The 12,176-nt window shown below is 63.9% G+C and carries 9 protein-coding genes; 4 read left to right on the forward strand and 5 right to left on the reverse strand.

From position 1 onward, the window contains the following. Nucleotides 1–2,101 precede the first annotated feature (2,101 nt). Together M2390_RS11535 and M2390_RS11540 are read left to right on the forward strand one after the other, a co-directional pair. Nucleotides 2,102–3,061, forward strand: coding sequence for a ParA family protein (locus M2390_RS11535; protein WP_310503982.1), 960 nt, complete (start codon nt 2,102–2,104; stop codon nt 3,059–3,061). Between the two features lie 2 nt (nt 3,062–3,063). Next, complete coding sequence (locus M2390_RS11540; protein ID WP_121687806.1) at nt 3,064–4,041, forward strand: ParB/RepB/Spo0J family partition protein; 978 nt, start codon at nt 3,064–3,066, stop codon at nt 4,039–4,041. Between the two features lie 71 nt (nt 4,042–4,112). Here M2390_RS11540 and trxA read toward each other — a convergent pair whose 3' ends face one another. From trxA to M2390_RS11565, 5 genes are all read right to left on the reverse strand, one after another. Then, nucleotides 4,113–4,433: a thioredoxin gene (gene trxA / locus M2390_RS11545; RefSeq protein WP_259178865.1), complete on the reverse strand. Its 321-nt coding sequence runs from the start codon at nt 4,431–4,433 to the stop codon at nt 4,113–4,115. Between the two features lie 18 nt (nt 4,434–4,451). After that, on the reverse strand, nt 4,452–5,420 hold the full coding sequence (gene trxB / locus M2390_RS11550; RefSeq protein ID WP_030147586.1) for a thioredoxin-disulfide reductase: 969 nt from the start codon (nt 5,418–5,420) through the stop codon (nt 4,452–4,454). A 100-nt stretch (nt 5,421–5,520) separates the two neighbouring features. Continuing rightward, nucleotides 5,521–7,161 carry a murein biosynthesis integral membrane protein MurJ gene (murJ, locus tag M2390_RS11555; protein ID WP_259178869.1) on the reverse strand — a complete coding sequence of 547 codons (1,641 nt, stop codon included), beginning with the start codon at nt 7,159–7,161 and terminating at the stop codon, nt 5,521–5,523. Further along, nucleotides 7,154–9,454 (reverse strand): MSCRAMM family adhesin SdrC, encoded by a 2,301-nt coding sequence (locus M2390_RS11560; RefSeq protein WP_259178870.1) that lies wholly within the window; start codon nt 9,452–9,454, stop codon nt 7,154–7,156. The genes murJ and M2390_RS11560 overlap by 8 nt, the downstream gene beginning before the upstream one ends. A 151-nt stretch (nt 9,455–9,605) precedes the next feature. After that, nucleotides 9,606–9,962, reverse strand: coding sequence for a hypothetical protein (locus M2390_RS11565; protein ID WP_259178872.1), 357 nt, complete (start codon nt 9,960–9,962; stop codon nt 9,606–9,608). A 76-nt stretch (nt 9,963–10,038) separates the two neighbouring features. Here M2390_RS11565 and M2390_RS11570 point away from each other — a divergent pair, with 76 nt between their 5' ends. After that, nucleotides 10,039–10,512: an 8-oxo-dGTP diphosphatase gene (locus M2390_RS11570; RefSeq protein WP_259178873.1), complete on the forward strand. Its 474-nt coding sequence runs from the start codon at nt 10,039–10,041 to the stop codon at nt 10,510–10,512. Between the two features lie 100 nt (nt 10,513–10,612). Further along, nucleotides 10,613–12,166 (forward strand): methyltransferase, encoded by a 1,554-nt coding sequence (locus M2390_RS11575; protein WP_259178875.1) that lies wholly within the window; start codon nt 10,613–10,615, stop codon nt 12,164–12,166. Nucleotides 12,167–12,176: the final 10 nt, after the last annotated feature.

A 12,176-nucleotide genomic window follows, 5' to 3' on the forward strand; every position in this document is an offset into this window, starting at 1 on the left:
GCCTGCTGCCTGCTGCCTGCTGCCTGCTGCCTGCTGCCTGCTGCCTGCTGCCTGCTGCCTGCTGCCTGCTGCCTGCTGCCTGCTGCCTGCTGCCTGCTGCCTACTGCCAGAAGCAGTCAGCCTTGGGCGGCCGCAGCGCTTGTTAACGGTGGTGGTTCGCGCTGTGCGTGAGTGGGCAGGATCCGATGCTGCCGCGCGCACCGCCTGGATGATGTGTCATCGTCTGTCCTCACCTCCCCCTCGCACCGCCGCGTGCGTTGAGGCCCGATGCTGCCGTGTTGGTCTCTCATCTAGTTAGAGCTCGTTGCCGCGAGCTCTTCGCTTTGGGTGAAGCTCGAACCCGAGAGTGGTTCCCCCGAGGTGCGGATGCGGTTCCGCCACGCATGGCCGAACTATAGGTGTCGGGGCCGATTTGTTGGTGGGTTTATGCAGCCCGTGATTGTTGAACTACTGGCTTCCGCGTTCCTCTGAACGTGGTCGGACTCGCCTGTAGGACCTTGGTTCAAGATGGTTGCGAACTGGGTCAAGGAGCCCTAAAGTGGTGGCCCGATTTGGTACTGGTTGCGGTGACGCGCTTAGCGTTTCACGTGAAACATCCTGCGGCCGCGGCTGTGGGGTTGTGGGCTGTGGGGCCACGAGGCTATGCGGCTATGCGGGAGCACCGTCACTCTTCCATGGGGAAAAGATGGCGCGAGGGGGTGGCGCGGTTGCGGGCGTGAGATGGCGGGAGTTCGTGGCTCCCGGGCTGTCGGACCCAAGGCTGCGGGGAGCAGCAAGGTCCATGGAAATCCGCAGTCTGGTGTGGGTTGGTGTCTGCCGTGAGTTGAACGTCCTCGGCCTTGCGCGTCGCGTCTCGGCTGTGAGGTGCAGTGTGGGACTGCGGTTTGTGGACTACGGCTTGTGGTCCGAGGGCTAAGGGGCGGGGCCTCGATCGGACCTGGGCTTGGTGGAAAGACGGGATGACGGGAAGGGCAAGGAAACAAGGGAGCAAGGAAACAAGGGAGCAAGGAAACAAGGGAGCAAGGAAACAAGGGAGCGTAGGGACAAGGGAGCAAAGGGACAAGGGACAAGGGTCAAGGCAAAGCTCGGGTGCCGCGGCTCTGACAGGCCAGCCCATGGCGCCTGGACGAATGGCGCAGCGTTTCCGTTTGATTGGGAGCAGCGCCAATCGGCCGGAGTGGAGGAGGTACGAGACCGAGAGTTCGGGTGGGAGGGACCCTCACGATCCTCGGTGTCGCCTCGTGAGCAAGTCTCATCTATGCTCGTGATCCTGCCGAGGCCAGGCCGACCGGGCATCACACCGTCCAAGTGGCAGGGCGGGGCTTGGCTAGTCGTGGCTGGGCACTGCCTCTTGTCACAGACGCCGCGGAGGAGCGGAGGTTGTGCAGCTAGGCAATGATCCGTCGACGCCGTCGAGTGAGTAGGGTACACGAATAGGTGCGGGATGACGGGTCGTTGTGCCAGGCGCGGGCCGCGGTCGGTTCGGGATAAGTGGTTGTTGCGCCCCACAGGCCTGTCGGATCGATTTGTTATCGTCGGAAGCGTGCGTTCGTCGGGTAGGGTCACTCCCCCACCTGGATGTACCGCTAGCTGCGGATGGACATCATGTTTCACGTGAAACATAGCGGGATCACGTAGAGCGCGTCTGTCGCCGAATGTGCGTAAACCTCGGGCAAAATGTTTGCGCCGAAACTACGGGCCTTCTGTCGGGGGGGGGGGTGGGTGTGTCTCGGTTCGGAGTGAGCCCAGCAGGAGCACACGGCCCGACAGATCAACGCCGGACGCTCCCGCATACTCGTGTCGTATCGCTGTATCGCCGTATAGTGGGGCGATCGCGACGAACGCTCGCGCGTATCAATCGATGCCGGGTGCAGTGGGTGCCAGGTATCGGCACGCGTCAGCATGGGGCAGATGTTTCACGTGAAACCTTTCTTGTGACCAGTGTGGCTCGGCGGCACGACGGTACGGAAGTCTGCCCGAAGATGCCCGGTTGGCGTGCGCGATCCTATGAGTCAATGTGCGTCGGCACGCGGAAATCGACACCCCAAATGTCGGCCGGGCGCGATACGGTTAAGAGGACACAGATCGGAGCCCGTTTCACGTGAAACAATCACAGCCTGACCGCGAGGTCACCGGCGAAACCGCCACCCCAGACGCAGGAACGCCTCTCGCGCGCGAGATTGCGGATCTGAGTAAGCGTCGCCGTGTAATCGGCCAGTTCCCCGTGCCGCTCCCCCGCGAGACCCGAGTGCTTGCGGTATCCAACCAGAAGGGTGGGGTGGGAAAGACCACCACCACCGTCAACCTTGCCGCGGCACTCGCTAAGGCTGGGGCGCGAGTACTGGTTATCGATCTGGACCCGCAGGGCAATGCGTCCACCGCGCTCGGCGTTGAGCACACGGCCGAAACCCCCAGTATCTACGACGTTCTGATCGACGGGTTCGCCCTGAGTGATGTTGTGATGCCCAGCCCGGAGTTTCCCGAGAACCTCTTCTGTGCACCCTCAACGATCCACCTGGCCGGCGCGGAAATCGAACTGGTAACCCAGGACCGTCGCGAGCACCTGCTTCGCACAGCCGTGGACTCACTCCTAGAGGAGGCCGCGGGGCAGTACCACTATGTCTTCATTGACTGCCCGCCCTCCCTCGGCCTCCTGACCATCAACGCCTTTGTGGCCGCTCGCGAGGTCCTGATCCCGATTCAGTGCGAGTACTACGCGCTCGAGGGCCTCAGTCAGCTCCTGAGTAGCATCCAACTCATCGGTGAGCACCTCAATCCGGGCCTTCGGCTCTCGACCATTCTGTTGACGATGTTTGACGGGCGAACCAACCTGTCGAATCAGGTCGCCGAGGACGTTCGCACCCACTTCCCCGACCAGGTACTACACACGGTCATCCCACGTACCGTGCGTATTTCCGAGGCACCGAGCTTCGGGCAGACGGTCATCAGCTATGACCCGAGCTCCCTCGGCGCGGTTTCCTACCTCGAAGCGGCCGCGGAGATCGCCGTGTGGGGTCGCAAGTTTGAACAGCGTCAGTCGACCATCCGAAAGGACGCCTAATAATGGCAACAAAACGCACGGGGCTTGGCCGCGGAATCGGCGCGCTGATTCCGACCAGCGATAACCCCACAGCTTCCCGACCGGTCGACGTCTTCTTCCCCGCCACCGAGCAGCCGGCGGGCAAAAACTCGGGCGCAAAAGCCGCCACCGATGCCGAACCGCAGCTGGTCTCGGTACCAGGGGCGCGTCTTATCGACATCAATCCCGCCGATGTCATCCCCAACGCGGTCCAGCCGCGCACCTACTTCGAGCCGGAGGCCCTGGCCGAACTCGTCGTCAGTATTCGCGAGGTGGGAGTGCTTCAGCCCATCGTGGTACGCACGCATCCCACCCAGGCTGGCAAGTACGAGCTGATTATGGGTGAGCGGCGGCTGCGGGCAAGCCGCGAGGTGGGCCTTGAGCGCATCCCCGCGGTGGTCAAGGAGACCGCCGATGAGGACATGCTGCGCGATGCCCTGCTGGAAAACCTGCACCGCTCGCAGCTGAACCCGCTGGAAGAGGCATCCGCCTATCAGCAGCTCCTCAGCGACTTCGGTATCACCCAGGAGCAGCTGGCCGAACGAATCGGACGCTCACGCCCGCAGATCAGTAATACCCTGCGTCTGCTGAAGCTCCCCGCCTCAGTGCAGAAGAAGGTTGCCGCCGGTGTCCTGAGTGCCGGACACGCACGTGCGATCCTCTCGGTCAACGACCTGGAGAAAATGCATCACCTGGCGGACAAGATCATCAACGAGGACCTGTCCGTGCGCGCGGCAGAGTCCGCCGCTACCAAGTCCGCTCCCCCGCGCTCCAGCAAGCCCGTAGCAGGCAATAAGCGTGGATACCTGGACGAGGTAGCCGAAACCCTTGCCGACCGCCTCAACACCCGCGTGAAGGTCACTCTGGGGGCCCGTAAAGGCTCGGTCACCATCGACTTCGCCACCGTGGGTGACCTAAATCGGATCCTTCGAGAGCTCGGTCAGAGCATTGACCCCGCTTAGGTCCACACACCACGTACCGAGTTAAACACAAAAACCCCGGATAATCCGGGGTTTTTGTGTTTGTTCTTGGCCTAGAGGAACGCGGCCAGGTCTGCCTCGAGGGCTGCCTTGGGCTTGGCTCCGATGATGGTCTTTGCAACCTCACCGGCCTTGAAGACCTTCATCGCGGGGATCGAGGTGATCTGGAACTGCGCAGCCAGCTGCGGGTTCTCGTCCACGTTGACCTTGACGATGTCGAGCTTGTCGGTGTTTTCCGCGGCGATCTGGTCGAGGATCGGCGAGACCATGCGGCACGGGCCACACCACTCGGCCCAGAAATCAACCAGAACCGGCTTCTCGGAGTCGAGGACCTCGGCCTGGAACGTTGCTTCGGATACTGAACGTGCACTCATGATGTACTCCTTATGTTCTTAGTTAGCGGGTGCGAGATCGATGCCTGCGGGGTCCTGTACGCCGCTCTCCCGCGCTGCGAGATAGTGTTCGGCATCCAGGGCTGCCACGACACCGGAAGCAGCCGCAGTGGCCGCCTGACGGTAGGTGGGGTCAATCACATCACCCGCGGCGAAGACGCCGGCGACGTTGGTCTTGGACGAGCGACCCGAGACGGCGATGGTGCCCTCCTCGGTCAGATCCAGCTTGCCGTGCACCAGGTGGGTGCGCGGGTCGTTACCGATCGCGACAAACAGACCGTCCAGGGCGAGCTCGCGCTCCTCCCCCGTGACGGTGTCGGTCAGGGTGACACCACTCAGGGCGTTTTCACCGCTGATGCCGGTGACCTCGGCGTTCCAAATGAACTCGATCTTCTCGTTCGCGTGGGCGCGCTCCTGCATGATCTTCGAGGCACGCAGGGTGTCACGACGGTGGATCACGTAGACCTTGCTGGCGAACTTGGTCAGGAAGGTGGCCTCCTCCATGGCGGAGTCTCCACCACCCACAACGGCGATGGTCTTTTCCTTGAAGAAGAAGCCGTCGCAGGTTGCGCACCAGGAGATGCCGCGACCGGACAGGCGCTCCTCATCTGCCAGACCGATCTTGCGGTAGGCGCTACCGGTGGCGAAGATCACCGACTCGGCCTCAAACTCGCCCGAGTAGCCGGTGACCACACGCTTGATGTCGCCGGAAAGGTCCAGCTCGGTGACATCGTCCAGCAGGACCTCGGTGCCAAACTTCTCGGCCTGCTCCTGCATCTTGGCCATGAGCTCGGGACCCTGGATACCCTCCGGGAAACCGGGGAAGTTCTCGACCTCGGTGGTGTTCATGAGCTCGCCACCGGCCTGAACGCTCGAGGCGATCAGGAGCGGATTGAGGTTCGCACGCGCCGCGTAGATAGCGGCGGTGTAGCCGGCCGGGCCGGATCCGATGATGATGACGTTACGCAATTAGACTCCCTTGAGAATGTCCTGTTGGAGGGTAGAACACATTGTACGTGGCATGCATTCCCGAGGGAGATGGACGCCCAGAAAACGGCGAGCGAACGGCCTAGGACCGGCGCAGGCGGTTGAAGATCTTGGCAAACGGCGCGGTGATCGTCGCCAGTTCGCGGGCACGCAGCACCCAGAGGAACAGCAGATAAACACCGCCCGTGACACCGGTGGCCACGATCATCGAAATGATCGCGGTGATCGGGCTGCTAAAGGCCCAGCCACCGGTGTTCATGCCCCCCATCAGAAGCATGCTCACCACGCCGACGATGGTCGCCGGGATCGCCGAGAACGTGAAGATTGCCATGCTGTTGACGATCTGCTGGACATCGAGCCCACGCAGTCGACGACGCAGCAGGAAGAACGCCACAAACGCCTGGGCGGTTCCGGCGATGCTGGTGGCCAGCGCCACACCAAACCCGATCAGCGACTTATCCAGCAGCAAACATCCCGCCGCCAAAACGCTGAAGAGCACGGCCTGGAACACGGTAAAGAAGAACGGGGTTCGGGTGTCTCCCAGCGCGTAGAACGTGCGCTGCAGCACAAACAGGAAGCAGAACGGCACGAGACCAACCACAAACGCGATGATCACAAAACCGATGCCGATGGCCTGGCTCGGCGAACCCGTGAAGAGGAATCCGAAGGGGAAGGCTACGGTGAACAAAATGGCGGCCGACGCGACAATCATGAGGCTCACGTTGCGCAGCGCCGCCGACACATCGAGTTTGAGCTTGTCGTAGTCCAGGGCGCGAGCATGCTCGGCCATCCGGGTGAAGTACGCGGTGGTCAGCGAGACGGCCAGCACCGAGTGCGGCAGCATGAAGATCAGCCAGGCGTTCTGCAACGCAAAGATCGAGGGGTTATCCGGACCGGAAGCCGCCGAGACCACGCGGGACTGGACGATGCCTGCCGCGGTGGTCACCATGATCATCGCAAACGACCAGCCGGCGAGCTTGCCGGTCTCGGCCAGTCCCACCCCGCGCCAGGCGAAGTCGGGGCGGAAGCGCAGGCCGAGCACCTTCCAGTAACGGAACAGGATCAGGGCCTGGGCGGCAACGCCGAGGGTTGCACTTCCGGCGAGGACCGCAACCATCATCGGGGACCATTCGGAGGCCGTGCGCAGCCCCTGAGAGTCGGCACCAAACATGCCGATGAACACAAAGAGACCGGCGATCGCGACCACGTTGTTCAGCGCCGGCGACCAGGTGAACGGCCCAAAAATCTTGTGGGCGTTGAGAATCTCCCCAAGCATCGAGTACAGACCGTAGAAGAACAGCTGTGGCAGACACCACAGGGCAAACACGGTGGCCAGGGCAGCCTGTTCGGGACCGTAGCTTGAGGCCCAGAGTTTAATCAGCAACGGCGCCGCGGCCATCGCGACCAGGGTGGTCGCGGCGAGCACGCTGAGTGTGATCGTGAGCAGCTTGTTTATATAGGCGGCGCCGCGGTCGGCGTGCACCGTGGCCTTCACGATTTGCGGGACCAGGATGGCCGAGAGTACACCGCCGGCGATGATTGTAAAGATCGTGTTGGGCAGGATGTTCGCGGTTGCGAAGGCGTCACCGCTGACACCCACCTGGCCGATGGTGCGGGCGATCAGGATCGCCTTGATGAATCCCAGCACACGGGACACCATGGTGCCGGAAGCGAGGAAGGCGCTTGCGCGACCGATCCCCGCGATGGAAGCGGGTTTAGCCATGTGTGGGGGCCTTTTCGGGGAGTGAATCGGGGCCGGCATCCGGGTCGGCCTGAGTGTCTGAGCGTGTCGCAGCGTCTGGGTCGTCGCCCGCATTCGAGGCAGGCTCAGCATCCGAGGCAGCCTGGGCAGCAGGATCTGACTGCGCATCAGGATCTGACTGCGTATCCTGGGCCGAATCGCTGGTTTCGATCGTGGGTGCGGGGTCTCCCGCACCGCGGCGCCGCTTGCGAATGGTGCGGAACAGCCCACCGGCCAGCAGCAGGAACACCAGGCTCCCCAGCGCAACCGAGCCGATGATTTCCCAGTCGGCACGCACGTTGACGCGCACCGAGCTGGCCGCCCCCAGTTGTGTTCCGTCGGGTGCGTGCAGACTCAGCGAGAGGGTGCTCTGGCCGTTACCAATCCGCGCGCGCACCGGAACCGTGAACTTTTCGGTGGCAAACGGCTTGATTTCCCGGGTCACCGAGGAATCGATTGCCAGACGCAGGTTGTCGGATTCCACGTCCAGGGTGACCTTGACCGCATAGGGCAGATCATTGCGCACCGAGAATCCCAGGTTTGACTGCCAGCTCACCATGTTGAACTGCGTGGTGGGGGCCAGCGTGATGCCGCCCAGGGTCGCGGTGGTTTGCTCATCATGTTCGGTCACCGCACCATTCCAGGCGGATCCCTGGTCACGCCAGGCCACGGCAAATAGCGAGAGCAGCTGCGCCCGCTCGCGTCCGGTGAGCAGGGCCGGATCCTCAAGGGCACCGGCAAACCGGTTGAGGTCCTGTTCGCGCTGTAGGAGGAGTTTTGCGGCCTTTACTCGCTCGCCCGGGACCGAGTGTTCCACGAGGGTTCCCTCGACCGCGGGCTGGGCGCGGAGGGTGTCCAGGGAGACGATGTGGGTTTCGGGAATGGTCGAAAGCTGGGCGATCGCCGCGTCGAGATTGACGGCGGTATCCGCCCATCCGCGCGGAAGCGTCACCAGGTACGAGCGCTGATCGGCCCCGCGCTCGGTGGCCAGCGCGGCAAAGGCCGCGCGAATGTGAGTGAGATCGGCGCCGGGCTGACCGTCCAACCCAGGGTGAACCAGATCCTGAATCAGCTTGGTAAGCGTCGGCTCGGCCGCGAGTACGTCGTTGCCGTCCACCGTGCGATGCGCGCCGGGGGTCGAGTCCTTTTCCGGTTCGAGGGCCGAGCCATCGAGCAGCGTGGTGTGCCCATCGGAGGCGGAGATGACCTTCAGATCGGAGGCTTTGACCGAGTCTGATCCGGGCCACACGATCCCCTGTTCGGAGGCGGGCCACGCGGTGAGCTGGTCAAGGGTGGGAAGGTCGGGCGTCTCGGGCGTCGCACTCGAACCCTGTGTGGAGTCGTGTGGGGGTGGGAAATTAGCCGGGAGTAGTCCGTAGGACAGGGAGGTCGGTGCGAGCAGGGTGTCGGCTCCGGCCTGGGCCTGCAGGGCGGCGTCTGCATCGGCGTACTGCAGGACAAAACTGGGGTTCGAGGCGTTATGTAACCGGTTTAGCCAGTTAGTGGCGGACTCCGGGGCCGTGGTGCCCAGGCTGCGAATCGAGGCCAGAATCATCGGGTCAATAGCCAGGGTCACCGGACGATCAAGGGCGGCGTCCAATTCGCGGCTCAGGATGCCTCCCGGCGCCGTCCACTCGGTCAGTGATTCCACCGGAATCAGGCCCGCGCTACTGGGCGGCGCGGTGATCGGCACGGCAATGGCCAAGCCGCCCGTGGTGGCCCCGGTACCGGGGTCAAACAGGACGCTGGTGCGAGCCTCGGAAATCTCCGGGCCGGTCACGTAGTAGGCGCGAACGGCGTAATTTCCATAAACGGAATGTAGTTCCAACTGCTCCGCCGTCAGCGTGACGGGGTCGGTGGTGAAACTCTCTCCCGGTGCCAATGCGGGCACCGAAACCGAGGCCAGCGCGTAGGGCAAACGCACATCAATCGAGCGGTCAAACCAGCCGGTGAACTGTTCTAACGTGGACAGCGGAAGCGGCCCAGAGCTGAGCGTCGCCTTGCCCGCGGCCAGGGCAGAACCGGTGGAATTGGTGATCGTGGTGGTGAAGGTGATCGTTCCGTCCGGCGCGATCGTCGGAGAGGACTGGGTAAGCGAAACCGCGGCGCCCTCGGTGGGAGCCGCGGCGGGTTCCTGTCTCACGGTAATGCTTGTGGGGGGCGCGGCCGGGATCGTCACGGCCTGCGCGGCCAGCGGCGCACTCAGCACACCCATGGCCGTCAGTGCGGCGATGAGTGCGGTGCGCGTGCGCTTCAGGGGGCGAAATCGTGTCATAGGCAGTCTCAGGCGTGCCACAGGGCGCACGACATAACAATTGATTCTACGGGCTGAGGCTGAGCATCGGCGGTGCGCCGCACCGCCGGGAACCCGCGCATCTCCGGGGCATAGCGGGGTGCCGATACGCCGTGACCCGAGGACAAAATGCTCATGCGGCGTCGAGGCGGCCGAGCATGCTCCACACGGTACGGGCCAGTTCGGGGTGGATCAGGCCGATTTCACGCAGGATTTCACGCTCCACGCGGTCGGCATCCGCGGCGTGCAGTGCGGCCTCGGGGCGCGAGCTCGCTCCGGCCATGCGCGCAAGAATGTACTGGGCGGTGAGCCCACGATCGTCGATCTCGGAATTGCGCAGCTCGGTCACCACCAGCTCGTCGATGGACGGCAGGGTGGGGATAAAGTCGTGCGGGTCCTCGCCGGCGCGTGCGTGCGCCTCGATCAGCACCGCGCGCTCGAGAGTGGCGTCGCGGCGTAGCCTGATCAGGTCGTTGGCGGTGGTTCGCATGAGTGCTCCTTTTGCGGATGTCCCCGAACAAGGGTACGCAATGATCGGCCCGCGTGCGGCACGATAGCCTGATTAGATGGAACTCCCAGAAGTTTGTGTGTGTTATTTGATCCGTTCCACGCCACGCGGGGATGAGGTTCTGCTGGGGGAAAAGCGTCGCGGTCTCGGCCAGGGGCGGGTGGTTGCCCCCGGCGGAAAACTCGAGCCGGGCGAAACCCCGACCCGGGCGATTGTGCGCGAGGTGCTCGAGGAGGTGGGCCTGGTTGTGGCGCCGGAAGACCTCCGTGCTCATGGCTACATCGACTATCGCTTCCCGTCGCGAACCGAGTGGAGTCAGCGTTCCTGGGTGTTTAGCGCGCGCGATCATCGGGGCGAGCCGATCGCCACGGCCGAGCTGGATGCCCGATGGGTCCCGGTTGATGAGGTTCCCTTCGACCTCATGTGGGACGACGCACGATACTGGTTACCCGGGGTTTTGGCGGGTGAGTCGGTGGCCGTGGACTTTGATTTTGCACCCGATAACGCCACTGCGATCCTCGCCATGCGCTAACTTCTCAGTATGGTTACCGCGACTCCTGTGGTGACACCGCTCAAGCAGGTTAGTGTCCCGGTGGTTTCGTTCGCTGCCGGAAATGGCGTTGAATGGGTGGGTGACTCTCGAGCAAAATCCAGCATTCATCGACGCCCTGCGCGCCGACCTTCTCCGCGCCGACTACCGCACCGCGAGCCTGCTCGCGCTCTGGGGTGAGGATGCCGATGCCGCCCTCGTTCGCGGTAACACCCTGCCGATCCAGCGACTGCTGATCGCCCGCGACGACGACCCCAGCGACCCGACGTTTGCCCGTGTGATTTGCGCGCGACTGTTTGTGCTGGGTCAGTCCTGCACCGCCGCGGAGGTCGATAGCGCGTTCCCCGAAACCGGCGTGGCCGGCCTCGAAGCGCTCGCGCTGGTTGGGGTTGAGGCCGGGGTGGTGCGTGCCCAGCTTGAGCTGCGGCCCTATACCTTTACCGACGGCGCCGAGTCGGTTGACTGGTGGCTGGCCGCCGACCTGGGGGAACTCATCGTGGGTGGTGCGCTGCGTGCGGACCATGTGGTGGGCGTCGGCGGTGCGAGCCGCACCCTGGCCGGGTTGATCATCCCCGAGCCGATCTCGCTGGCTCTGGATCTCGGAACCGGATGCGGCATTCAGGCGCTGCACCTGGCCCGTCATGCCGAACGCGTCATCGCCACGGACATTTCCCAGCGCGCGCTCGATATCGCCCGTTTTAACGCCGACCTCAATCGGGCCCAGGGTATCGAATTCCGTCTGGGGAATATGTTTGAGCCGGTGGCCGAAGAGCGCTTTGACCGGATCGTGTCGAACCCGCCGTTTGTCATCACTCCGCGCGATGCCGGTGCCCCCGAGTACGAGTACCGTGATGGCGGCCGCGAGGGGGACGACATTGTCCGCGAGATGATCGAGACGGCGCCGCGCTTCCTCGTCCCCGGCGGGATTGTGCAGATGCTTGGTAACTGGGAGTATCGCGCCGATGAGGACGCGTTTGATCGGATTCGCGGGTGGTTGGACGCCGACGTGGATGCCTGGGTCCTCGAGCGTGAGCGTCAGGACCCGGTGCGCTACGCGGAAACCTGGATTCGAGACGGAGGCACCCGCCCCGGTGATCCCGAGTTTGAGCGCCTGTGTGGCGCCTGGTTGGATGACTTCGATCGCCGAGCCACCACCGGCATCGGCTTCGGCTATGTACTGCTGCGGCGCGGTGATCAGGGACTGGCTCCCTGGCGACGCTTCGAACGTGTGGCCAGCCGGGTCTCCGGCGCCCTGGGGGCACACATTGGTCAGGTGCTTGCGGCGCGTGACTGGCAGGCCGCTCGCGACGATGTGGCACTGGGTGCCGAGGCTCTCCGGGTGAGCGGGGACGTGACCGAGGAGCGACACTACTGGCCGGGGAATGAGGATCCGTCCGTCATGATCCTGCATCAGGGTGCCGGATTTGGTCGCACCGTGGACCTGGACACGGGCCTTGCGGCGATCGTGGGGGCGAGCGATGGAACCCTGGAGGTGGGTGTGCTCGTGTCGGCGATCGCCCAGCTCCTGGAGGTGGATGAGGCGGCCCTCGGGGCCGAGCTGCTCCCCCGTCTCCGCGAGCTGCTGGATGAGGGATTCCTGGTCCCGGAGGAATTCGCCGCGCCAGCCTCGGCCTAGAAAACAACAA

The organism is Mycetocola sp. BIGb0189 (assembly GCF_024810155.1).
Classification (GTDB): Bacteria; Actinomycetota; Actinomycetes; order Actinomycetales; family Microbacteriaceae; genus Mycetocola; species Mycetocola lacteus.